21 protein-coding genes, 1 tRNA gene and 1 riboswitch are annotated in these 24124 nt (G+C 67.8%); of the genes, 21 read left to right on the top strand and 1 reads right to left on the bottom strand.

The window, feature by feature from the left end; genetic code table 11:
• Window positions 1–10: 10 nt before the first annotated feature.
• From murD to PS060_RS10390, 21 genes are all read left to right on the top strand, one after another.
• Complete coding sequence (gene murD, locus PS060_RS10290; RefSeq protein ID WP_273982960.1) at window positions 11–1375, top strand: UDP-N-acetylmuramoyl-L-alanine--D-glutamate ligase; 1365 nt, start codon at window positions 11–13, stop codon at window positions 1373–1375.
• Entirely contained in the window at window positions 1372–2601 is a 1230-nt protein-coding gene (locus PS060_RS10295; RefSeq protein ID WP_273982961.1) for an FtsW/RodA/SpoVE family cell cycle protein, read from the top strand. Before murD ends, PS060_RS10295 begins: the two co-directional genes overlap by 4 nt.
• Window positions 2598–3830 (top strand): undecaprenyldiphospho-muramoylpentapeptide beta-N-acetylglucosaminyltransferase, encoded by a 1233-nt coding sequence (murG, locus tag PS060_RS10300; protein ID WP_273982963.1) that lies wholly within the window; start codon window positions 2598–2600, stop codon window positions 3828–3830. Before PS060_RS10295 ends, murG begins: the two co-directional genes overlap by 4 nt.
• Complete coding sequence (murC, locus tag PS060_RS10305) at window positions 3827–5260, top strand: UDP-N-acetylmuramate--L-alanine ligase (RefSeq protein ID WP_273982965.1); 1434 nt, start codon at window positions 3827–3829, stop codon at window positions 5258–5260. Before murG ends, murC begins: the two co-directional genes overlap by 4 nt.
• The gene (gene murB, locus PS060_RS10310; RefSeq protein WP_273982967.1) at window positions 5257–6222 is read left to right on the top strand and encodes a UDP-N-acetylmuramate dehydrogenase; all 966 of its coding nucleotides are present in this window, start codon (window positions 5257–5259) and stop codon (window positions 6220–6222) included. The genes murC and murB overlap by 4 nt, the downstream gene beginning before the upstream one ends.
• The gene (locus tag PS060_RS10315; protein WP_273982969.1) at window positions 6219–7211 is read left to right on the top strand and encodes a D-alanine--D-alanine ligase; all 993 of its coding nucleotides are present in this window, start codon (window positions 6219–6221) and stop codon (window positions 7209–7211) included. The genes murB and PS060_RS10315 overlap by 4 nt, the downstream gene beginning before the upstream one ends.
• Window positions 7189–8115 (top strand): cell division protein FtsQ/DivIB, encoded by a 927-nt coding sequence (locus PS060_RS10320; RefSeq protein WP_273982970.1) that lies wholly within the window; start codon window positions 7189–7191, stop codon window positions 8113–8115. The genes PS060_RS10315 and PS060_RS10320 overlap by 23 nt, the downstream gene beginning before the upstream one ends.
• Window positions 8115–9449: a cell division protein FtsA gene (ftsA, locus tag PS060_RS10325; RefSeq protein WP_273982972.1), complete on the top strand. Its 1335-nt coding sequence runs from the start codon at window positions 8115–8117 to the stop codon at window positions 9447–9449. The genes PS060_RS10320 and ftsA overlap by 1 nt, the downstream gene beginning before the upstream one ends.
• 155 nt (window positions 9450–9604) lie before the next feature.
• Window positions 9605–11323, top strand: coding sequence for a cell division protein FtsZ (gene ftsZ / locus PS060_RS10330; protein WP_273982974.1), 1719 nt, complete (start codon window positions 9605–9607; stop codon window positions 11321–11323).
• A 93-nt stretch (window positions 11324–11416) separates the two neighbouring features.
• The gene (locus PS060_RS10335; RefSeq protein WP_273986902.1) at window positions 11417–12832 is read left to right on the top strand and encodes an SPOR domain-containing protein; all 1416 of its coding nucleotides are present in this window, start codon (window positions 11417–11419) and stop codon (window positions 12830–12832) included.
• A gap of 158 nt (window positions 12833–12990) precedes the next feature.
• Complete coding sequence (locus tag PS060_RS10340) at window positions 12991–13497, top strand: YbjN domain-containing protein (RefSeq protein WP_273982975.1); 507 nt, start codon at window positions 12991–12993, stop codon at window positions 13495–13497.
• Window positions 13498–13510: 13 nt separating this feature from the next.
• Window positions 13511–14302, top strand: coding sequence for a pyrroline-5-carboxylate reductase family protein (locus tag PS060_RS10345; protein WP_273982976.1), 792 nt, complete (start codon window positions 13511–13513; stop codon window positions 14300–14302).
• 142 nt (window positions 14303–14444) lie between these two features.
• Complete coding sequence (locus PS060_RS10350) at window positions 14445–15188, top strand: Bax inhibitor-1/YccA family protein (RefSeq protein WP_273982978.1); 744 nt, start codon at window positions 14445–14447, stop codon at window positions 15186–15188.
• Between the two features lie 190 nt (window positions 15189–15378).
• A complete protein-coding gene (locus tag PS060_RS10355) occupies window positions 15379–16296 on the top strand; it encodes a hypothetical protein (protein WP_273982980.1) in 918 nt (305 codons plus the stop codon).
• Between the two features lie 116 nt (window positions 16297–16412).
• Window positions 16413–16488: transfer RNA gene (locus PS060_RS10360), tRNA-Ala, on the top strand.
• Window positions 16489–16688: 200 nt separating this feature from the next.
• Window positions 16689–16880: riboswitch (cobalamin riboswitch) on the top strand.
• Between the two features lie 117 nt (window positions 16881–16997).
• Entirely contained in the window at window positions 16998–18935 is a 1938-nt protein-coding gene (locus PS060_RS10365; RefSeq protein WP_273982981.1) for a TonB-dependent receptor plug domain-containing protein, read from the top strand.
• Between the two features lie 13 nt (window positions 18936–18948).
• Window positions 18949–19458 (top strand): hypothetical protein, encoded by a 510-nt coding sequence (locus PS060_RS10370; RefSeq protein WP_273982983.1) that lies wholly within the window; start codon window positions 18949–18951, stop codon window positions 19456–19458.
• Window positions 19455–20369 (top strand): cobalamin-binding protein, encoded by a 915-nt coding sequence (locus PS060_RS10375; protein WP_273982985.1) that lies wholly within the window; start codon window positions 19455–19457, stop codon window positions 20367–20369. Before PS060_RS10370 ends, PS060_RS10375 begins: the two co-directional genes overlap by 4 nt.
• Window positions 20370–20417: 48 nt before the next feature.
• Window positions 20418–21494 carry an Obg family GTPase CgtA gene (gene cgtA, locus PS060_RS10380; RefSeq protein WP_273982986.1) on the top strand — a complete coding sequence of 359 codons (1077 nt, stop codon included), beginning with the start codon at window positions 20418–20420 and terminating at the stop codon, window positions 21492–21494.
• A 7-nt stretch (window positions 21495–21501) separates the two neighbouring features.
• Window positions 21502–22620 (top strand): glutamate 5-kinase, encoded by a 1119-nt coding sequence (gene proB, locus PS060_RS10385; protein ID WP_273982987.1) that lies wholly within the window; start codon window positions 21502–21504, stop codon window positions 22618–22620.
• Window positions 22617–23534, top strand: a complete 918-nt coding sequence (locus PS060_RS10390; RefSeq protein WP_273982988.1) for an NAD-dependent epimerase/dehydratase family protein — start codon at window positions 22617–22619, stop codon at window positions 23532–23534. The genes proB and PS060_RS10390 overlap by 4 nt, the downstream gene beginning before the upstream one ends.
• On the opposite strand, the gene PS060_RS10395 is transcribed toward PS060_RS10390, so the two are convergent.
• Window positions 23531–24100, bottom strand: coding sequence for a hypothetical protein (locus PS060_RS10395; RefSeq protein ID WP_273982990.1), 570 nt, complete (start codon window positions 24098–24100; stop codon window positions 23531–23533). The genes PS060_RS10390 and PS060_RS10395 overlap by 4 nt on opposite strands.
• Window positions 24101–24124 lie beyond the last annotated feature (24 nt).

Raw genomic sequence — 24124 nt, forward strand, 5'->3', positions numbered from 1 at the left:
GCCGCTCCCCGTGATCACCTCACCCGCCTTCAAGTCCAAGCGTTACGCGGTGCTCGGCCTCGCGCGCTCGGGCGCGGCGGCGGCTGAGGCGCTGCTGGCGAGCGGGGCAGAGGTGATCGCGTGGGATCGCCAGCCGCACGCGCGCGAACCGTTCGAGGGGCGCTGCCGGCTGATCGATCCGCTCGAACTTGACCTCACCGGCTTTGCCGGCGTCGTGGTCTCGCCCGGCGTGCCGCTCAACGCGCACCCCATCGGGCCGCACACATGGCAATATGGCCTGCCCGTGATCGGCGACATCGAATTGTTCGCCAGCGCCCGCGCCAGCCTGCCGCCGCACCGCGTGGTCGGGATCACCGGCACCAACGGCAAGTCGACCACCACCGCGCTGGTCCACCATATCCTCCAGACCGCAGGCGTGCCGAGCCTGATGGGCGGCAATATCGGCGATCCGATCCTGGGGCAGGATCCGCTGCCCGAAGGGGGCGTCTATGTGCTGGAACTGTCGAGCTTCCAGATCGACCTCACCTTCACGCTCGATTGCGATGTCGCGGCGCTGACCAATATCACGCCGGACCACCTCGATCGCTATGCCAGTTTCGCCGCCTATGCCGCCTCGAAGGAGCGGCTGTTCCAGATGCAGCAGGCCGGCACCGCGGTGATCTGCGCCGAGGACGAGCCGAGCATCGGCATCGCCGAGGGGCTGGAGACGGCGGGCAAGCCGCTGGTGCGGGTGGCGACGGCTGATCTCGATGCGGCGGGGCTGGCAGACGGCCGCTCGCCCTCGCTCGCCGGGCCGCACAACGCCCAGAACGCCGCCGTCGCGGTGGCGATCTGCCGCCAGCTGGGCCTTGCCGACGCGCAGATTGCCGCAGGCCTTGCCACCTATCGCGGCCTCCCACACCGGATGGAGCGGGTGTGCGAGGTAGACGGGGTCACCTATATCAACGACAGCAAGGCGACCAATGCGGCTTCGGCGGCGCCGGCGCTCGCTGCCTTCCCGCCTGATCCTGCGATCAATGCGGGGAGCCCCCGGATTCACTGGATCGTCGGCGGACTGCCCAAGGAAGACGGCCTTGGCGCCTGCGCCGATCATCTCGCCAACATTGCGGCCGCCTACACCGTGGGTGAGGCCGGACCGATGTTTGCCGATCTGCTCGAGGCTCAGGTCAAGGTCGAACGCTGCGAGCTCATCAGCGAAGCCGTGCGCCGCGCCGCCGAGGTCGCGCGCCCGGGCGAGGTCGTGCTGCTCTCGCCCGCCTGTGCCAGTTACGATCAGTTCCGCGATTACGAGAAGCGCGGCCACCACTTCCGGCAGATGGTCGGCGTGATCACGGGCTGCGATACGGGCGATGACGGGCGGAGCATCCTGCCATGACCGCGCCTGCCTATACCCCAATGACCAGAGGCCCGGGAAGCTACCTCCCGCCTGCTCCGGTCAGCAAGCGCTGGCGCGATTCCCTGCGCATCTGGTGGCGCGAAATCGACAAGGTGCTGCTGCTGCTGATCGGGCTGCTGATGGCGCTCGGGACGATTGCGGTCGCCGCCGCCTCGCCCGCCAGCGCCGACCAGCTGTCGACCGCGAAGGTGACGCTCGACGAGTTCATGTTCTTCAAGCGCCACATCATCTTCCAGCTGATGGGCCTTGGGCTGATGATCGGCCTCAGCTTCCTCAGCCGCGACAAGGCACGGCAATTGGGGATCGTGGTCGGTGCGATCATGCTGGCGCTGCTGTTCGTGGTGCCCTTCATCGGCGAGGAAAAAAACGGCGCGCGGCGCTGGATCAATGTCGGCATGAGCCTGCAGCCGTCGGAGTTCTTGAAGCCCGGCTTTGCCATCATCTGCGCCTGGATCCTCAGCTGGCGGCTGCGCGATCCGGGGCTGCCGGTGGTGTGGTACGTCACGGGCTTCTTCGGGCTGATTGCGGGCCTGCTGATGCTGCAGCCCAACCTTGGCGATGCGATCCTGTTCGGCGGGATCTGGCTGGTGATGGTGCTGCTGGCCGGGATGCCGTGGCAGCGCCTTGCCGCGCTGGGCGGGATTGGCGCAGGGGGGCTGATCCTCGCTTACCTGTTCTACGACAACGCCCGCCACCGCATTGACGGCTTTCTGGGCGGCGGCACCGCCTTCGATCAGGTTGACCTTGCCCAGCGCACCATCACCGCGGGCGGGTGGACGGGCACCGGCCTGTGGCTCGGCACGCGCAAGATGAACCTGCCCGAGGCGCATACCGATTACATCTTCTCGGTGATCGGCGAGGAATTCGGCCTGCTGATGTGCGGCCTTGTGGTGCTGCTCTATTGCGGGCTGGTGCTGCGCGCGCTGCTGCGGCTGGTGGGGGAGGACAACCTCTTCGCGCTGCTGGCGGCGGCGGGCCTCATCACCCAGTTCGGCGGGCAGGCCTTCATCAACATCCTTGTGAACCTCAAGCTGTTCCCGTCCAAGGGGATGACCCTGCCACTGATTTCCTACGGCGGTTCATCGACACTGGCGGTGTGCTTCACGCTTGGGCTATTGCTGGCGATCACCCGGCGCAACCCGTTCCTCGCCCGCGAAGGCGGGGGACTGCGCGAACTGATCGAACGCAAGGACACGCCCGCATGACGAGCAGCCCCTCTCCCACCGGCGCATCCCGCCACTATGTGCTTGCCGCAGGCGGCACCGGCGGGCACCTGATCCCGGCCTTTGCGCTGGCGACGGAGCTGCACCTGCGGGGGCATCATGTCGCGCTGATCACCGATGATCGCGGCGCCGCGATCCCCGGAAAGCCCGATTTCCTGACGGCACACGTCCTGCCCGCAGGCCGCTTCGGCAAGAACCCGCTCGGCTGGCCCGCCGGGGTCAGCGCCGTGCTGGAAGGCCGGGCGATGGCGCTGCGCCTGTTCGAGACGTTCCAGCCTTCAGCCATCGTCGGCTTCGGCGGCTATCCGGCGCTGCCCGCTCTGCTCGCCGCCACGGCGGCAAAGCTACCGAGCATCGTCCACGAACAGAACGCCGTGCTCGGCCGGGTCAACCGGCTTCTCGCGGGCCGGGTCGATGCGATTGCGACCTCCTACGAGAAGGTCGATCGGCTGAAGCCCAAATATGCGGGGAAGGTTCACCTTGTCGGCAATCCGGTGCGCGCCGAGGTGCTTGCCTTGCGCGAACAGGATTTCCCGGCCTTCACCGAAGAGAGCCTGCTGCGCATTCTGGTCACCGGCGGATCGCAGGGTGCGCGGGTTCTCTCGGATGTGGTGCCCGATGGCCTTGCCATGCTCCCGCCCGCGCTGCGCCAGCGCTTGCAGGTCACCCAGCAATGCCGCCCGGAGGATCTCGACGCGGTGCGCAAGCGCTATGCCGAGCATGACATCCCGGCCGAACTCGGCACCTATTTCGAGGATATGCACGAACGCCTCGCCGACGCGCACCTGTTCATCGGCCGCGCGGGCGCTTCGACGATTGCGGAACTGACCGCAGTCGGCCGCCCCGCGATCCTGGTGCCGCTTCCCATCGCGACTGACGATCACCAGGCGGTCAACACCCGCGAGATGGTCAAGGCGGGCGGCGCGCGGATGATCCGGCAGGATGCGTTCCAGCCCAAGGAGCTGGCCAAGCAGATTCAGGCGATGGCGATGAACCCCGCCAGCCTCGCAAACGCCGCGCATTGCGCCTTCAACTGTGGTCGGCCCGATGCGGCGCAAGCGCTCGCTGACCTTGTCGAGAGCATGAGCGGGATTGACCTGATGGACGTTATCCGGGTCGGTGAGGCAGTGCCCGCCACAACCCGGCTGCGCACCCGTGCCTCCACCGCTGCGGCGGGCGGCGAAAAGACCGAGGAACAGAACGCAGCATGAAGGGCGTCGGCACCGATATCGGCATTATCCACTTCGTCGGCATCGGCGGGATCGGGATGTCGGGCATCGCCGAGGTGATGCATAACCTGGGCTATCAGGTGCAGGGCAGCGACATCGCCGAAGGGCCGAGCGTCGAGCGTTTGCGCGCGCGCGGGATCACCGTCCACATCGGCCACCGCGCCGAGAATGTCGCGGGCGTGGCGGTGGTTGTCACCTCCACCGCCGTGCGCCGCACCAACCCCGAAGTCGCAGCGGCGCTCGAAGCCCGCGTCCCCGTGGTGCGCCGCGCGGAAATGCTCGCCGAGCTGATGCGGCTGAAGTCGACCGTCGCGGTGGCGGGCACGCACGGCAAAACGACGACCACCTCGATGATCGCGACCCTGCTCGATGCGGGCGGGATCGACCCCACCGTCATTAATGGCGGGATCATCGAGCAATATGGCTCCAACGCCCGCCTTGGCGATTCCGACTGGATGGTGGTCGAGGCTGACGAGAGCGACGGCAGCTTCCTGCGCCTTGATGGCACCATCGCGGTCGTCACCAATATCGATCCCGAGCACCTCGATCACTACGGCGATTTCGAGGGCGTGAAGAAGGCGTTTGTGGAGTTCATCCACAACGTCCCCTTCTATGGCGCGGCGGTGCTGTGTGTCGATCATCCGGTGGTGCAGGCGGTGATCGGCGCGGTGCGCGACCGCAAGGTCGTGACCTATGGCTTCTCGCTCCAGGCCGATATCTGCGGTGTGAACGTGCGAAGCGAGGACGGGGGCAACACCTTCGACGTGATCGTGCGCCAGCGCGGACTTGAGGATCGCCGGATCGAGGGCGTGCACCTGCCCATGCCCGGCCGCCACAATGTCCAGAACGCCTTGGCCGCGATTGCCGTCGCGATCGAGATGGGTTGCAGCGACGATGTGATCCGCACCGGCTTTGCCCGCTTCGGCGGCGTGCGGCGGCGGTTCACCAAGGTCGGCAGTGTCGACGTTTCGGGCGGCACAGTCACCGTGATCGACGACTACGCCCACCACCCGGTCGAAATCCGCGCCGTGCTCGCCGCCGCGCGCGAGGCTGTCGGCAGCAGCGGAGGCCGGGTTATCGCGGTCGCCCAGCCGCACCGCTATTCGCGCCTCAATGACCTGATGGACGATTTCCAGTCGTGCTTCGACGATGCCGATATCGCCTATGTCGCCCCGGTCTATCCGGCGGGCGAGGAGCCGATCCCGGGGGTCGATCACGCCGCGCTGGTGGCGGGGATGAAGGCGCGCGGGCACCGTGCCGCGCGCGAAATCGCCGGGGCCGACGCGCTGGCGCAAACGCTGTCGGGCGAGATTGCGCCGGGTGACCTCGTGGTGTGCCTTGGCGCGGGCGATATCACCAAGTGGGCGGCAGGGCTCGCCCCGGCGATCACGGCCAAGCGGGGCGCGGCATGAACCAGCCCGGCGACAGCTACGACTTCGATGACGGCAGCGCCCCCACCTGCGCGGTGGAAGGTGCCGTCTCCGCCCCTGTGCCGCTCGAGGGCATTCGCGGCAAGCTCACCTGCAAGGCCCCGCTCGCGCCCTATACCTGGTTCAAGACCGGCGGCCCGGCCGACTGGCTGTTCGAGCCGGCCGACCTGGAAGACCTGAAGCTGTTTCTCGAACGGCTGGCGGGCGAGATCCCGGTGATGGCATTGGGCCTCGGCTCGAACATGATCGTGCGCGACGGCGGAGTGCCCGGCGTGGTGGTGCGGCTCGGCAAGAGCTTCGCCAAGGTCGAGCACACGGGCGAGCTGGAACTCACCTGCGGCGGCGGGGCAAGCGGGATTCTGGTCGCCTCCACCGCGCGCGATCTCGGCATTGCGGGCCTCGAATTCCTGCGCGGGATCCCCGGCACGGTGGGCGGCTTCGTGCGCATGAATGGCGGCGCTTACGGGCGCGAGGTGGCCGATGTGCTGCTCGACTGCGCGGTGATCCTGCACGATGGCAGCTTCATCACCCTGAACGCGGCCGAACTCGAGTATTCCTACCGCCATTCGGCCCTGCCCGAAGGCGCGATTGTCGTTTCGGCCCGGTTCCGGGGCCATCCGGGCGAGCCTGCCGCTATCGGCGCCGAGATGGACCGCATCGCCGCCGCGCGCGAGGCCAGCCAGCCGCTGCGCACCAAGACCGGCGGATCGACCTTCAAGAACCCCGAGGGCCACAAGGCTTGGCAGCTTGTCGATCAGGCGGGCTGCCGCGGTCTCACCTTGGGCGGCGCGCAGGTCAGCGAGAAGCACACCAACTTCCTCATCAACACCGGCACTGCCACCAGCGCCGACATCGAAGGTCTGGGCGAGCTGGTGCGCGACAAGGTCTATGCCGCGACCGGCGTGAGCCTTGAGTGGGAAATCCAGAGAGTGGGACGTCCGTGAGCCTTCCTAAACTCCACGTCGCTGTCCTGATGGGCGGCTGGGCCAATGAACGCCCCGTCTCGCTGACCAGCGGCGCGGGCGTGGCCGATGCGCTCGAAAGCAAGGGCCACCGCGTCACCCGCATCGACATGGGGCGCGACGTTGCGCTCAGGCTGCATGAGGCCAAGCCCGATGTCGTGTTCAACGCGCTCCACGGGGTGCCGGGTGAGGACGGGACGGTGCAGGGGATGCTCGACCTGATGGGCCTCGCCTATACCCACTCCGGCCTCGCCACCTCGGTGATCGCGATCGACAAGCAGCTGACCAAGCAGGCGCTGGTGCCGCATGGCATCCCGATGCCCGGCGGGCGGATCGTGACGCGCGATGAGCTCTACCAGCGCGACCCGCTGCCGCGCCCCTATGTGCTGAAGCCGGTGAACGAGGGCTCCTCGGTCGGTGTCGCGATCGTCACGGCGGACAGCAATGTCGGCAACCCGATCAGCCCGGACGCGCGCGGGCCGTGGCAGGAATTCGCCGAATTGCTCGCCGAACCCTTCATCAAGGGCCGCGAGCTGACCGCCGCCGTGCTCGATGGCCCCGATGGCCCGCGCGCATTGGGCGTCACCGAACTGGTGGTGGCGAGCGGCTTCTACGATTACGAGAACAAGTACACCGCCGGGCGCACCGAACATATCTTCCCCGCGAAGCTGCCGCCCGAAATCACCGCGCTTTGCGAGCAATACGCGGTCAAGGCGCATCAGGTGCTGGGCTGCCACGGCACCAGCCGCACCGATTTCCGCTGGGACGAGGAAGCGGGCGAGGACGGGCTGTTCGTGCTCGAAACCAACACCCAGCCGGGCATGACGCCGCTCAGCCTCGTGCCCGAGCAGGCGGCAGGCCGGGGTATTCCTTATGCCGATCTGGTCGAGATGCTGGTAGCCGAGGCGCTCCGGGTTCACGCAGGCAAGCAAGCGAAGGGGGGCACGCATGGCACAGAAGATCAGGCGTAACACCACCACCGGCGTGCGGCGCGCGGCCAAGGCGCAGAGCCGCGCGGTCACCGCGCGCAAGGCGCGTGGGTCGGCCAGCGGGATCATCGACAAGGTGATGGGTGCGCTGCCCTTCACCGAGGAGCAGTGGAGCCGCGTCTGGCTCGCCACGATCATCGGCGGCGGGGTGGGGATCGCCTTTATCATCGCCAGCCTTGCCGGCGTTCCCGCACTGGCGCAGGCGCAGGTTGCCGCGATTGCTGCCGATGCCGGGTTCGAGGTGCGCCATGTCCGCGTCACCGGAACCAACCGGATGGACGAGCAGGAGGTCTATGCCCGCGCGCTCGCCACCCGCAATCAGGCGATGCCGGATGTCGATCTTGCCAAGCTGCGCACCGAGCTGCGCGCGCTGCCGTGGGTCAAGGACGCGCGGGTTTCGATCCAGCTGCCGCACACGCTCGCCATCGACATCGTCGAGCGCACGCCCCACGCCGTGCTCGAACGGGCCGACCGCCTGATGCTGGTCGACGCGACCGGGGTCGAACTGGAGCCCGTCAGCGCCGAGAAGGCCAAGGGAATGTTGCGGCTCGCAGGGCCGGGGGCGGCCAAGCAGGCGCGCGCGCTTGAAACGCTGCTCGCGGCCGCGCCTGCGCTGGCGCCCAAGGTCGAAGCGGCCGAATGGGTCGGCAACCGCCGCTGGAACCTGACCTTCAACACCGGCCAGTTGCTCGCGCTGCCCGAAGGCGCGGATGTGGCGGCGAGCGCGCTGGTCAAGTTCGCACGACTGGACGGGAAGAACCGGCTGCTCGGCGGCAAGGTGCTCGCCTTCGATATGCGCAATCCGCCGCGGCTTTACCTGCGCCTGCCCCAGCCGGTCGGCGGGCCCAAGGTGGTCGCTGCCGAGGATGACGGGGAGACCACCTGATGGCATCCAAGCCCGCCAGCCCGCGCCGTCTTGCCCGCACTTACGCGGCGGTGAACATCGGGTCGTTCCGCATCTCGGCGATGATCATGGGCGAGACCGAGAATGGCGACTTGCAGGTGCTCGGTTCGGGCCACCGGGCCAGTGCCGGGGTCAAACGCGGCTATGTCACCGACATGACCGCCGCCGCCCATGCGATCCGTGACGCCGTCGAACGCGCGGAAAAGAGCGCCAGCACGCCGGTGCGCTCCGTCTGGATCGCCTGCGCCGGTGCAGGGCTGGCGAGCCATGTGGTATCGGTCGATATCGAGATCGGCGGGGGGCGGATCGAGGACGAGGACGTCGAGGCGCTGCTGATCGAGGCGCAGGACATGATCCAGCCCGATGGCCGCAAGGTGCTCCACGCCCAGCCGGCCCATTACACCCTTGATGGCGCGCACGGCGTCGCCAATCCGCGCGGGCTTCATGCCGAGCGGTTGGGGGTCGATATCCACGTCATGCTCGCTGACGGTGCGCCGGTCAGGAACCTCACCGAAGCGGTGCAGAATGCGCATCTCGATGTCGAGGGCGTGGTTGCAGCGCCGCTCGCCGCAGGACACGCCTGCCTGACACCCGAGGAGCGCGAGCTGGGTGTGGCGCTGGTCGAGATCGGGGCCGACATCACCAATGTCGCGGTGTTTGCGGGCGGGATGCTGCTGGGCCTCCATGCCGTGCCGATGGGATCGGGGTCGATCACCGATGCGATCGCGTCGAGCTTCGGCATCCGCCGCAGCCAGGCCGAACGGCTGAAATGCGTGGCAGGCTCGGCGATTGCGAGCCCGGCCGATCACCGCGAGCTGATCCCGGTCAGCGGGCCGGGCGAGATGGTCGGCGAGGGCGGGGAGGCTGCCGTCGCAGGCCCGCTCGCGCGCGGGGCCGATGACAAGAACCGGATCGTGCGCGCAGAGCTGATCGCGGTGGTCACCCAGCAGCTGTCGGTGCTGACGGGCGAGATCGGCAAGGCGCTGAAGACGATGGGCTTTGCCGGCCCGCGCGCGGGGCAGGTGGTGCTCACCGGCGGCGGGGCAGAGCTTGCCGGGATGGCGGACTTCATGCAGGGCGCGCTTGGCCAGCCGGTGCGGCTGGGCCGACCGCCGCAGCTCACCGGTATGCCCGAGGCCCATCATGCGCCCGGCTTTGCGACGCTGGCAGGCCTGTGCCTCTACGCTGCCGAAGACCCGATCGATATCCGTGCAGTCGGCGCCAAGCGCGGCGGAGTCTATCGCCCGTTCACCCGCGAACAAGGCCTGTGGGCCTATGTCCAGCGGCTGCTGCGGTCGTTGCGCGAGTATTTCTAGCGGTGCCGTAGGGGCGCGCCCGGTGTCATTTTCCGACCTTGCGCTGTGGATAAGGGCTCTGTCGGTATAAAATGTACACCTTGATTATGTCAGAGACGCTAAATGCGGGAGGATAGCATGAGAAATCCCTGCCCCCGCACCTGGAGGACAAGCTGATGAGCATCAATATCGGACCCGCAGCGAGCGACGATCTGCGCCCGCGCATCACCGTCATCGGGATCGGCGGGGCCGGGGGCAACGCGATTGCCAACATGATTGCTGCCGAGATCGAGGGTGTCGAGTTCATAGTCGCCAACACCGATGCTCAGGCGCTCAGCACCTCGCCTGCCGAAAAGCGCATCCAGCTTGGCCCGGACATCACCGGCGGCCTCGGCGCAGGCGCGCGGCCTGAAGTGGGCAAGGCGGCCGCGGAAGAAACCGTCGCGGAAATCGAAAAGGCGCTCGAAGGCGTCAATATGTGCTTCATCGCAGCCGGCATGGGCGGGGGCACCGGCACCGGCGCCGCGCCTGTCATCGCCGAAGCCGCGCGCCGCATGGGCGTGCTGACCGTGGGCGTCGTCACCAAGCCGTTCCTGTTCGAAGGCACCCGCCGGATGCGCGCCGCCGAGGCCGGGATCGACGAGCTTCAGCAGCACGTCGACACGCTGATCGTCATTCCCAACCAGAACCTGTTCCTCGTCGCCAAGGCGGAGACCACCTTCAAGGAAGCCTTCCAGCTGGCTGACGAAGTGCTCCAGCAGGGCGTGCGTTCGATCACCGACCTGATGGTCATGCCCGGCCTCATCAACCTCGACTTTGCCGACGTGCGCTCGGTGATGAGCGAGATGGGCAAGGCGATGATGGGCACGGGCGAGGGCGAGGGCGAGAACCGCGCGCTCGACGCGGCGGAGCAGGCGATCGCCAACCCGCTGCTCGACGGCGTCAGCATGGCCGGCGCCAAGGGCGTCATCATCTCGATCATCGGCGGCGAGGATATGCGCCTGCTCGAAGTCGACGAGGCCGCCAATCACATCCGCGAGCTGGTGGATGAGGATGCGAACATCATCTGGGGTTCGGCCTTCAACCCCGACCTCAAGGGCAAGATCCGCGTTTCGGTGGTCGCGACGGGCATCGAGCAGAGCGCCATCGGCCATATTGATCGTTCGCAGCCGGTTTCGCTCGGCGGGGCGCGCGCGCCCAAGCGGCCGGTGCTGGAGCTCTCGGATGACGAAGGGCTGAGCGCGCTTCCGCCGGTCGAGCCAGCCCCTGCGCCGACCTCCGACTATGGCTTTGCGCCTCCGGCAGCCGCGGCTGCCACCGCTTCGGTCAGCTATGACGACGACACGCTCGATCTCGGCGCGATGGACGAGGACGAGGACGAAGACGACGGTGTCACGCCGACCCCGTTCGATCTCACCGGGATGCAGGCCGGGGACGATTACGGCGACGAGTATGAGGATGATGTCGATGACATCGTCGATCCGCTCGCAGGCCTGCGCGGCGCGGATGATGGTGCGGGTTTCGGTTACGGCGCGGGTTCCGCCACGCCGACCGCCGACGAGGATGACGGGACGCTCGACCTCGGCGATGTCTATGAGCCTGCCGGCCCCGAACAGGACGATCTGCTCGCCAGCGCCGACCGTCTGGCAGCGGAAGACCGCCCGGTTGAAGCCAAGCTCGGCGGCGGCCGTCGCCGCGCCTTGCTCGGCGGTGGGGGTGACGAAGGCGGCAGCGGCGGTGGCGGCGGCGCGGGGGGCGGCAGCACCCTGTTCGAGCGCATGGCCAACCTGTCGCGCAGCACCTCGCGCGATGACGAAGAGGATGAAGACGGCGACGGCGAGGACAGCCCGGCTCTCAGCATTCCGCGCTTTCTCGGCCGCCAGAACAACCAGTAATCCGCCATCTGGCGCGCGCCCGGCGCTGCTGGCCGCGCGCGCCGCGCCTGCCTCTGGCGGGTGACGGTGAGCACGTTAGAGCCGGAAGCCATGGTGTCGCGCTTGTCCCTCACGCTTGGTCTGTTGATCGGCACGGCCGCCGTGCCGCTGGCCGCGCAGGAGACCGTCTCGCAGCCGGTGGTGCAGGCCTTGCCAGCGCCCGAGGTGCAGCGGTTGAACCGCGCGCTGGTGGAACTCGCCAAGGCGCCCCGCGACAGGGATGCGCTGATCGAGGCCGGGCAGGCCGCGCTTGGCGTCGATGATCTTGAAGCGGCGATCGGCTTTTTTGGCCGCGCGGCTGAGATTGATCCGGGCAACCCGATCGTGGCGCAGGGTCTGGGCTCTGTCTATCTGCGCGCCGGCCGTGCGGGCGAAGCTCTGGTGCAGTTCGAGCGCGCGCTCGCTGGCGGTGCGGATGAGCGACTGCTGCTCCCCGATCAGGCGCTGACGCTCGATCTGGTGGGCGAGAACGCTGCGGCCCAGGGCGCCTATGCCCGCGCGCTCGTGCTCGATCCCGAGAATGACGAGGCCCGCCGACGGCTGGCGGTCAGCTATGCCATCTCGGGTAACCGCGCCCGCTTTGAAGAAACGCTGCGCCCGCTGCTCGATCGGCGCGACATGGCCGCGCAGCGCGCCCGCGCCTTTGGCCTTGCCATCATGGGCGAGAGCGACCGGGCGGCGGCGATTGTCGAGCAGGTGATGCCGCGCGATCTGGCGACCCGGCTGGTGCCCTATCTCGGCTATATGCCGCGCCTCACCAAGCCGCAGCAGGCCGCGGCTGCCAATCTCGGACTGTTTCCGCGCGCGGCTGATATCGGGCGCGACGATCCGCGGCTGGCGCGCTTTGCTGCCGAGGAGCGCGCCGAGTCCCGCCTCGCGCCGGCCGGCCCGCCGCTCGACGCGCGCCCTGCGACCCCCGCACCCGTTACCACACCGGCGCCTGCCGCCGCGCGGGTCGCGACGGTCACGCCCGTTGCGGTCAGCGCGGCTCCGCCACCTGCGCCCGCGCCGCAGCCGCGCGTGGCCGATGCCTTTGCCGATCTCCTCGCCGCGCCACTGCCCGAGGCGCGGGTGAGCGGCGATGCAGTCGATCTGTCGCGAATCGCGATCAAGCGCGAGGCACCGCCGCCACCCGTCGCCAAGCCTGCTGCGGAGAAGACGGCCGAGAAGGCCAAGCCCAAGGAGCCGGCCAAGCCCGTCCACCCCAGCCGCGTGTGGGTGCAGGTGGCAACCGGCAAGAACCTCAAGGCGCTGGGGCTCGACTGGAAGAAGATTGCCCAGAAGGGCGGCGCGCCGCTCGCCAAGCTCAAGCCCTTCACGACCCGCTGGGGTGAGGCCAACCGCCTGCTGGCCGGGCCGCTGGACAATCGCGAGAAGGCTCAGGCGCTAGTGCGCGAGCTGAAGGCCAAGGGACTTGACACCTTCATGTATGTCAGCCCCGAAGGCGAGGAAATTCAGCCGATTAAGTGAGGGTTCCGGCTCGTCCCCCACTTTCTTTGCACAGGCTTTGCACAGGCTTGTCTGGTTCTCCCCAGCCGCTCCGATGCGGGTGATTGCCAAGCGCGGGGAAACGCGTCCACACGTTCGCCAATGGTGCTCACGACCCCCTCCCGCCCGAACGCCCGCCGATGAGAGCGCACGACATGGACTATTCCGCCGAGGACGATGCCGCCCCCGTCGAAATGCTCGCCAGCCTGTTCGCCGCGCGCGGGTGGCCGTGCGAGCTGGTCTCGGACGACGAGATGACCGGCGAGGTGCAGGGCAGCTGGGCCAATTACCAGCTGCGCGCGATCTGGCGGGCAGAGGACGGCGTGCTCCAGTTCCTGTGCCTGCCCGACATCCGCGTCACCGACGACAAGCGCGCGGCGGCGTATGAGTTGCTGTGTCTCGTCAACGAGCAGATGTGGCTCGGGCATTTCGACATCTGGTCGAACGGCGATGTGCTGCTCTACCGCCACGGCGCGCTGCTCGGCGATCACGGGCGCTTGAGCCTCGACATGGCGCAGGCGCTGGTCGAAAGCGCGATCGACGAGTGCGACCGCTTCTACCCCGCGTTCCAGTTCGTGCTGTGGGGCGGCAAGACCCCGCGCGCGGCGCTGGAAGCGGCGATGGTCGACGCGGCGGGCGAGGCCTGAGCGCGAGGCTGCCATGAGCCACCTCCTCATCATCGGTTGCGGCAATATGGGCGGAGCGATGCTCGCCGGATGGTTGGCGGCAGGTGTGTCTGCTGGCCAGTTCAGCGTGCTCGATCCGGCCTTGCCCGAAGCCCCGGCAGGCGTGGCGCTTTATCGTGATGCCGCCGAAGTGCCGGGTGTGCATGATGCTGTGCTCCTCGGGTTCAAGCCGCAGCAATTGGGCGCCTTGGGGCCGGGCTTGCAGGGGTTGACGGCGGGTCGGACGGTGTTCTCGCTGCTCGCCGGGATCACGCTCGATCAGCTCGCTGCGGCCTTTCCGCAAGGCGCGGGCCATGTGCGGGTGATGCCCAACCTTGCCGCGCGGATCAACAAGTCGCCGGTGATCCTCAGCCAGCGCGGGCTGGACGAGCCTGCGCGCACCGCCGCCTTCGCGCTGTTCGACCAGCTCGGCAGCGCGGTGTGGCTTGAGGACGAGGCGCAGTTCGATCTTGTCACCGCGCTCGCCGGATCGGGGCCGGGCTTCGTCTATCGCTTCATCGACGCGCTCGCTGGCGCGGCCACCGACCTCGGGCTGGATCAAGGCACTGCGTCGGCACTGGCGCTCGCCACGGTCGAGGGGGCTGCCGCGCTTGCCGCTGCCTCCGACGCAGCGCCCGCGACGCTCGCTGACCGCGTGGCCAGCCCCGGCGGCATGACCCGCGAAGGATTGAATGTGCTCGATGAGGGGCAAGCGCTGCGCCGCCTGCTCACCGCGACCTTGCGGGCCACCGCCGACAAGGGCGCAGCGCTCTCGAAGGGTGGTTAAGATTAACGGCTGTTCAGCTGAACAAATTGCACCCTTTGCAAGCCGGTTTCGCTTGAAAAGCCCGAACGAAACCCCGATATTCCCCCCATTGGAGAGCGCGGGCTTTTTCCGCGCTCCAAGATGAAAGGCTAAGGGTTTCACAATGGCTGACTGGAATGACTCCTCGCGCAATGCGCAGCGGTTTGGCTCCGTGCCCCGCGCCGGAGGCGATGTCACCGGGCGCGTGAGCTTTGACGAGGGCCTGCGCAAGCATATGCTTGCGATCTACAACTACATGACCTCGGGCATCCTGCTGACCGGGATCGTCGCGCTGCTGGCGTTCAACAGCGGCATGGCTGAAACGATTCACTTCAGCGCCCTGCGCTGGGTGGTGGGCCTGTCGCCGCTCGCGATCGTCTTCGCGATGAGTTTTGGCGCCAACCGCTTCAGCACCGGCACGCTCCAGCTGATGTTCTGGGCCTTCGCGGTGCTGATGGGTCTGTCGCTGTCGTCGATCTTCCTGGTCTTCACCGGTAGCTCGATCGCCACGACCTTCTTCGCCACGGCGGCGGCCTTTGCCGGCCTGTCGCTGTTTGGCTACACCACGAAGAAGAGCCTGTCGGGCATGGGCAGCTTCCTGATCATGGGCGTGATCGGCCTGATCGTCGCCTCGCTGATCAACCTGTTCCTGCAGAGCCCGGCGTTCTACTACGCGATCAGCTTCATCGGCGTGCTGATCTTCGCAGGCCTCACCGCCTATGACACGCAGCGGCTGAAGGAAGAATACCAGTATCTGCGCAACACCGAATTCGCGGGCAAGGCCGTGATCCTCGGCGCGCTGACGCTGTATCTGGACTTCATCAATATGTTCCAGTTCCTGCTCAGCTTCCTCGGCAACCGCGAGTAAGCCTGCGGCCTGATCAGGCCACGGATCGAAGATGTTGAAATGTCGGATGCCCGGAGCCTTCCTGAGGTTCCGGGCATTTGCTTTGTAAGGCGAGGCAGCTATCGCCGTGCCCTTAAGGCTGGAGCAAGCCGGGGCGTCCCATTCTGGTCGCCAAGCGGCAGCACAGACACGCAGCAGGAGAGATGTTTCAATGAGCGCGGCCTCGCACACGCCCGATACCACGCCCGCCGGCACCACGATCCGCACGCCGTTCGGCCTTGCGATCACCACGCTTGCGGTGGGCAGCGCGCTGCTGGCAGCCTGCGCCACGCCTGCACCGCCTCCGCCCCCGCCCCCGCCGCCGCCGCCTCCGGCACCGGTGGCTGTGGTCGAAGCCGTGCCCTATCGCCCGCTCCCTCCTGGCGGCGCGCATTATGTGATGGACGTGCCCGCGCGCGGGCCTGACGGGCGGCGCATCACCGTCAACAGCGACCTCAGCGACGATCAGCTGGTCTGGAACCTGCGCTCGGCCTGGAACGTCGCCGCGCTCAATTGCAACGCGCCCGAATACGAGCCGATCGTCGAGGGCTATCGCACCTTCCTCAACAAGAACGTCAAGTCGCTGAAGGCGGTCAACGACCGGCTGGAGAAGAAATACGCCAGCAAGCACAGGGTGCGCCGCGATGCGATTGTCGCGCGCGATGCCTACACCACGCAGGTCTACAACTTCTTCGCCGAACCGGGCGCCCGTGCCGGCTTCTGCCGCGCGGTGCTCGATATGTCGAACCGCCTTGCCGTGGCTCCGGTGGCCGATCCGCTGGCGCTGGCGCGGGCGAATTTCGATGGCTTGCTGATGCCTTTCGAGCAGTTCTTCAACGAGTATGAAGCCTATCAGCAGGCCTCGGCGGCGTGGGATGCCAAGTGGGGCGCGCAATATGGCCCCTCGCAGCCGGGCTGGGTCGCAGTGCAGCAGGCGCGCGCCGGACAGGTGCAGTCCGATATGGTGCAGACCGTGATCGACCCGGTCACCGGCCTGCCGGTTCCGGTCATCCCGGTGAACGAGGACGTCACCTCGCTCCCCGTGGTGCAGCCGATTGCGCCGCCTGCGGGTGGCAAGTCGGGCAAGTAGCCCGCCGCCAGCGCGCATTTCGGGCAAAATCGGGCGTTGCAAGCACCCGCTCTTCCCGCTAATGCGCGCGCCTGCCCGCCGCCTTCCGGGACTGCGCGGTGCACGAAAACTGGAACGGGGCCGTAGCTCAGATGGGAGAGCGCGTCGTTCGCAATGACGAGGTCAGGGGTTCGATCCCCCTCGGCTCCACCAGTTAAACGCAAAAGGCCTTCCCACGATGGGGAAGGCTTTTTTGTTTTCGCCCTCAAGCGCCGGGCGCAGCGCGTCCGCGCTGCTTGGCTTTCCTCGCATAAGCTCGGGCGGCCGGTCGGCCTTGCGGCCCTTTGGGCCGTTATGGCGCCCTCATTCTTGGCAGCCTTTACACCGCTTGCCGTCAGCCTCGCCTGACGCTATCCACCTCCCCGCGCCAAGGTAACGGGAATGCGGTTCGATTCCGCAGCTGTCCCTGCAACTGTAAGCGGTGAGTGTGGGGTGCGCTCCCTTTTCGAAGGGCAGCCACTGGGGGTCTTCGGGCCATCCGGGAAGGCGAGCATCCCACGCGGCGATCCGTGAGCCAGGAGACCGACCGGGGCGTGTCGCTCTATGCCGGGTTCAGGGGTTGGCCAGGCGCGGAAACAGACTTTCGTTGTGAGCGACATCGCTGGGCCGTGGGGGATCGAAACCCCTCGCGGCCACCATGTTGCTGATGACGGGAGGAATCCGTGAAGAATTTTGCATTATTGGGAAGCGTCGCTGCGGCGGCGCTGGTTTGGGCTGCGCCGGTGGTGGCGCAGGACGAGAGCGAGCGCGAAGAGACAATCACCTTTGCCGATTATCGCTTGCCGGCTGAAATCCTTGTCTCTGCCAGCCGGGACGGATCGCTAGTGCGGGACAGCTTCACCGGCTCGGCCCTTGTCATAACCGCCGATGAGCTCGAAGCTCGCCAGACCCGCGACATCGCCGACGTGCTGCGCGATGTCCCCGGCGTGGCTGTCGCGGGCGTCGCGGGCCAGACCCAGATCCGTCTGCGCGGCAGCGAGGCCAATCATGTGCTGGTGCTGGTCGACGGGATCGAGGTGTCCGATCCCTTTGCGGGCGAGTTCGATGTGGGCACCTTGCAAGCCGAACCCGGCGCGCGGGTCGAGGTGCTGCGCGGCCAGCAGTCCGCGCTCTATGGCCCCGACGCGATCGGCGGGGTGGTCGCCTATGAAAGCGCCAGCGGGCGTGGGCGACCGGGCTTTGCCGCGCGGCTCGAAGGCGGGCTCGACAACACCATCAACGGCGCGCTGCGTTACGGCGCTTACGGAGACAGCTGGGACGCGGCGCTTTCTGCCGTCGTCGTCAGCACCGACGGCCAGCCCAACGCCCGCAATGGCACCCGCGACATCGGCCGCGACAGCTACACCCTTGCGGGCAAGGGCAGCGTGGCGGTGAGCGACACCCTCACCCTGCGCGCCGCGGCCCGCTTCATCCGCACCGAGGGCCAGTCGAACGACAGCAACTTCGATACCACCAGTCCCACCTTCGGCTTCATCATCGACAGCCCCGGCACCGGCTTCACCAACGAGGCGGTCTATGCCCTCGTCGGCGCGCGGCTGGAGACGCTGGAGGGGCGCTGGACGCATGACCTCTCCGCCCAGATTGCCGATGTGAGCCGCGAGACCTTCGGCCCCTTCGGCACTTCGAGCAGCAGCGAGGGCGACCGCGTCAAGGCCTCCTACGTCAGCGCCTTGCGGATCGCGGGCGAACACAACCTCACCTTCGCCGCCGATTACGAGGTCGAAGGCTTCCGCAACACCACGCCGGGCGGCTTTGCCTTCAACGGGCGGCGCGAGATCGAGCAGGTCGGGCTGGTAGGCGAGTATCGCTATGCCGGCGAGGCCTTCGATTTCAGCGCGGCCCTGCGGCACGACATCAACGACCTGTTTCAGGACGCGACCACCTTCCGCGTGGGCGCGGGGTATCGCATCACTGAAACCACCCGCCTTCGCGCGGCGGCGGGATCGGGTGTCAAGAACCCCGGCTTCTTCGAGCTCTATGGCTTTGTCGACGGGCGCTTCATTGGCAATGCCGCCCTGCGTCCCGAGAAGTCCACGGGCTGGGAAGTGGGCCTCGATCAGCAGCTCGGCGACTATGCCAGCGTGGCCGTGACCTATTTCGACAGCGAGCTGGAGGGCGAGATCTTCACCACCTTCCCGCCGCCGACCTTCATCGCCACCCCCGCCAATCGCGCCACCGAAAGCCAGCAGCGCGGGGTGGAAGTGTCGCTCAATGCGCGCCTCGCTGACCAGTGGAGCCTCGATGCGGCCTACAGCTACCTCGATGCCGAGGAGAACGGGGTCGAGGAAGTGCGCCGCCCGCAGCACATCGCCAGCGCCGCGCTGACATGGACCGCGCCCGGCGACAAGGCCTCTGCCACGCTCGTCGTGCGGCACAATGGGGCCACACCCGATGTCGCCTTCACCGATCCCAGCTTCGTGCCGGTGCGGGTGCAGCTCGATGATTACACGCTGGTCAACCTCAATGCGCGGGTGAAACTGACGGACAGCCTCAGCGCCTTTGCCCGGGTGGAGAACCTGCTGGATGAGACCTACGAACAGGTCTTCAGCTTCGTCTCGCCGGGGCGCTCTGCCGTGGTGGGTGTCGAGGCGCGGTTCTGAGGGAGCGATGGGCATGACCGATCTTCACAAATCGCTCGCTCCCGCAGCGCTTCCCGCGATCCTTGCGGCAACGACGCTGTCGGGCACGGTGGTGCTGGCCTGCATGATGCCCTTTGCCGCCATTGCCACGATTGCTGCGCTCGCGATGCCGGCGCGGCGCGGGGCGGCGGCGGTGGGGCTGTGCTGGCTCGGCAATCAGGTGCTCGGCTTCGGCCTCATGGGCTTCCCGTGGGACGGGCCGACTTTTGCCGCCGGGCTCTCGCTGCTGGCCGCGAGCCTGATCGCCTTTGCAGCGGCGCGGGCGGCTGTGCGGGGAGGGCCGGTGCTCGCTTTCCTCGCCGCCTTCGCGGCCTTCGAGGCGAGCCTCTTTGCCTATGCCCTGCCCTTCGGCGACCCGTCGCTGTTTGTGCCGGGCATCGTCGCGCAGATCGCGCTGAATGACGCGCTGTGGTTCGCCGGGTTGTGGCTCGGCTGGCAGGTGCTTGCGCGCATCCCCGCGCTGGCCGTGCAGACGGCCCGATGAGCGCGCCGCTGCGCATCGTCTCGCTGCTCCCCAGCGCCACCGAAATCGCGGTGGCGCTGGGATTGCAGGACAACCTCGTGGGCCGCAGCCACGAATGCGATTTTCCGCCCGCCGTGAAGGCGCTTCCCGTCTGCACATCGACCAAGCTGGAGAAAGGCCTGACCTCGCAAGCCATCGAGGACCGGGTCAAGGCGATCGTCGAGAAGGGGCTGTCAGTCTATGATGTCGATGCGCCGCTGCTGAAATCCTTGAGGCCCGACGTGATCCTGACGCAGGCGCAATGCGCGGTCTGCGCGGTGACACCTGCCGATCTGGAAGAAGCGCTGGCGACATGGGTGGGCACGCCGCCCCGGCTGGTCAGTCTCGCACCCGATGATCTGGCGGACGTATTCGGCGATCTGGAGCGCGTTGCCGAGGCCGCAGGTGTGCCCGAGCGTGCGCCCGAGGCGGCGGCGCAGATGCAGGCGGGGCTGGGCGCGCTGCCCGCCGCACCGGCGACCCGCCCCCGGATGCTGGCGATCGAGTGGATCGAGCCGCTGATGGTCGCGGGCAACTGGGTGCCCGAACTCATCACCGCGGCCGGAGCCGATCCACTGCTCGCCGATCCCGGCACCCATTCGCACTGGATCACCTTCGACGCGATTGCCGCCGCCGATCCCGATATCATCGCGCTGATGCCCTGCGGCTACCAGCTCGCCCAGACCATGCCCGAGGCCCGCGCGCTGCTCGCACAGCCGCAGTGGCAGGACTTGCGGGCGGTGCGCGAGGGACGGGTGTTCTCGGTCGATGGCCACCACCTGTTCAACCGCCCCGGCCCGCGTCTGGTGGAAAGCGCCGAGGTGCTGGCCTGCCTGATCCACACGCCGGACGCGGTGCCGGAAAGGCTCCAGCCCTTCATCGCGAAGGTCTAGCCTGCCATTCCCCTCGCATTTGCAGCAGAATTTGCGTAGGGGGCCGCCATGCATTTCCTCGACCAAGCCAAGATCTATGTGAAGTCCGGCGGAGGCGGCCCCGGCGCTGTCTCGTTCCGGCGTGAGAAATACGTCGAGTACGGCGGCCCCGATGGCGGCAATGGCGGGCGCGGGGGCGACATCGTGTTTGAAGCCGTCGCGGGCCTCAACACGCTGATCGACTTCCGCTATTCGCAGCACTTCAAGGCGCCGCGCGGCGGCCACGGCATGGGCAAGGACCGCACTGGCGCCTCGGCCGAGCCGCTCGTCATCAAGGTGCCGGTGGGCACGCAGATCCTCTCGGAGGACAAGGAAGACGTGCTCGCCGACTTCACCGAAGTGGGCCAGCGCGTCGTCTTCCTCGAAGGCGGGATGGGCGGGCGTGGCAACGCTTCCTACAAGACCTCCACCAACCGCGCCCCGCGCCAGCACCAGCCGGGCATTCCCGGCGAGGAAGCCTGGGTTTGGCTGCGGCTCAAGCTGCTTGCCGATGTGGGCCTCGTCGGCCTGCCCAATGCGGGCAAATCGACCTTCATCAACGCCGTCTCCAACGCGCAGGCCAAGGTCGGCGACTATGCCTTCACCACGCTGGTGCCCAAGCTCGGGGTGGTGCGCCACAAGGGCCGCGAATTCGTGCTCGCCGACATCCCCGGCCTGATCGAGGGCGCGGCGGAGGGCGTCGGGATCGGCGACCGTTTCCTCGGGCATATCGAGCGTTGCCGTGTGCTGATCCACCTCATCGACATCACCGGCACCGAGGACGCCGACCCCGCCGAGGCGATGCGCATCGTCGAGGAAGAGCTGGCGGCCTATGGCGACAAGGAACACACGCGGCTTGATGAAAAGCCCCGGCTGGTTGTGCTGAACAAGCTCGATCTGGCCGATGCCGAACTGGTCGAAGGCTTCCGCGACGAACTGCTGGCGGCGGGCGCGGAGCAGGTCTTTGCCGTGTCGGGCGCGACCGGCGCGGGCATCCCCGAATTGCTCGACGCGGTGCTCGGCTACCTTCCTGCCTCGACCGCGACCGAGACCAAGGCGGAAGAAATTGAGGACGACGGCGACGCGCCCGCGTGGTCGCCGCTGTAACTCGCCTATGCTGACGACCCTTGCCGACATCACCACCGCGCGGCGGATCGTGGTCAAGATCGGCTCCGCGCTGCTGGTCGGCGGCGGGCAGGCGCGTGAGGGCTGGCTGACGCGCATGGCGGGCGATCTGGCGATGCTGCGGCAGGCAGGCGCGCAGGTGATCGTGGTGAGTTCGGGCGCGATTGCGCTGGGCGCGGCGCGCCTGGGGCTGGCAAAGGGCGGGCGCGGGAGCCTTGCCGATGCACAGGCCGCCGCTGCCGTGGGCCAGATCGCGCTCGCCGACCTGTGGAGCCGTGCGCTGTGCGCCGAGGGCATCACCGCCGCGCAGATGCTGCTGACGCTGGGCGATCTCGAAGACCGGCGGCGTTATCTCAACGCCTCGGCGACTTTGGACCGGCTGCTCGAAGCGGGGGTGATCCCCGTCATCAACGAAAACGACTCTGTCGCCACAGAGGAAATCCGCTTCGGCGACAACGACCGCCTCGCCGCGCGTGTGGCGCAGGCGGCCAATGCCGATATTGTGCTGCTTTTGTCAGATGTTGACGGGCTTTACGACCGCGACCCGCGCGCGGAAGGCGCGGCGCTGGTGCCGGTGGTGGAGGCGGTGACGCCCGAAGTCATGGCGATGGCGAGCGGGGCTTCGTCCTCGGGCCTTGGGTCGGGGGGCATGATCTCCAAACTGCAAGCCGCGCAGATCGCGACCCGCGCCGGGATTGCGCTCGGCATCCTCAACGGCACGCACGACGCACCGATCACCCATGCCCTGGCGGCCGGAACGGGGACGCTGTTCCTCCCCGTCAGCGCGGCTTCAGCGAGGAAGGCATGGCTCGGCGGGCGGCTCGCCCCCGCAGGCGAACTGCGCGTCGACAAGGGCTGTGCCGAGGCGCTGAAGGGCGGGGCGAGCCTGCTCGCGGCGGGCGTGGTCGGCGTCTCCGGCCAGTTCCGGCGCGGCGACCTCGTCAGCGTGCTGTCGCTGCGGGGCGAGCGGCTGGCGCAAGGCCTCGCCGAATATGACGCGGCCGAAATGCAGCTGATCGCAGGCAAGCGCGCCGAGGATCAGGCCGAGCGGCTGGGTTATGCGCCGCGCTCCTGCGTGATCCACCGCGATCACATGGTGCTGCTGTGACAACCCTCGCGATCACCGGAGCGACCGGCTTTGTCGGCAGTGCGGTTTTGAATGAAGCCTTGGCGCAGGGCCATCAGGTGCGCGCGCTCGCCCGCCGCGATCAGGCGGAGCGCGAAGGCGTCACATGGGTGCGCGGCGATCTTTCCGACACGGCGGCGCTTGCGGCGCTGGTGGCGGGGGCGGATGCGGTCATCCATGTCGCGGGGCTGACCAACACCCCCGATCCGGCGCAGTTCGAAGTCGCCAATGTCACCGGCACCGCCAATGTGCTGGCCGCCATGGCCGAGGCGGGGGTGAAGCGACTGGTGTTCGTCTCCTCGCTCTCGGCGCGGATGCCCGCCTTGTCGGCCTATGGCGCCTCCAAGGCCAAGGCCGAGGCGCTGGTCGAGGCGAGCAAGCTCGACTGGACCACGGTGCGCCCCCCCGGCGTCTATGGCCCGCGCGATGTCGACTATCTCGAGATGTTCCGCACCGCCAAGCTGGGCTTCGTTCCCCTGCCGCCGGGCGGGGCGAGTTCGATCATCCATGCCGATGATCTCGCGCGGCTGCTGGTCGCCCTTGCAGCCAGCAACGCCGCTGCCACGAAGAAGCAGACCTACGAGCCCGACGACGGGCGCGAGGGCGGGTGGAGCCACAAGGAACTGGCCGCCGCGATTGGCCGGGCAGTGGGGCGCAGCCGCGTCTTCGCCCCGCATCTGCCGAAGACAGTGCTCGAAGCCGCCGCCGCCGCCGACCGCATTGCGCGGGGCGACCGGGCGAAACTCACCGCCGACCGGGTGGGCTACATGGCGCACCCCAACTGGGTCGCCCGCTTCGACCGCAAGCCCCCGCCGGGCCTGTGGCAGCCGACAATCACCGGAGAGGAAGGGCTGAAGGCCACCGCCGAGTGGTACAGGCGCGAGGGGTGGCTTTAGAACCCGGGCGCGGCGCAGGCAGCGGTGCCATAGGCTTCCTTGTAGGACTTGCCCCAGCAGCGTTCAAAGGCCTCCAGCACATTGAGATTGGGCGGCCAAATGATGGTAATGGGCTTGCCATCGGGGCCAAACATTTCTCCGGCCGGTTTTGGAATTGTCTTCAGCCCCTCGATCGACTTGCGCAAAATGTCGCGATCACCGGTGAGAAAGGCGATGGAGCCGGAAACATAGTGGTTCCAGCCAAAGTCGGCATCCTCCTCGGCGGGTTTGTAGGTCAACCGGAATAGCGCAATCGCTTCGGCGGTCTGCCCGCCGAACGCCCGCATCTGGCCTTCGTGCCAATAGAGGATATGCGCGTGATCGCGCTTTTCGTGCCGCCAGGCACGGATCAGCTCGGCGGCAGCGATTTCGCAGCCGTCCTTGTTCGCCAGCGCCCGCCAACCACCATCCATGTCCTGATCGAAGGCGTTGCGGTCCAGCGCCAGCATCGCCTCAAGGTCATAGGAGCAATCGGGTGCGGGCGCCGGTTCGGCGGGTTGGGCGGCGGCGAGGAGCAGGGCGAACATGGCGTCAGGCTAACGCATTGTCGT

Origin of the sequence: Erythrobacter sp. BLCC-B19, from assembly GCF_028621955.1 — a bacterium.
In the GTDB taxonomy this organism is placed as follows: domain Bacteria; phylum Pseudomonadota; class Alphaproteobacteria; order Sphingomonadales; family Sphingomonadaceae; genus Erythrobacter.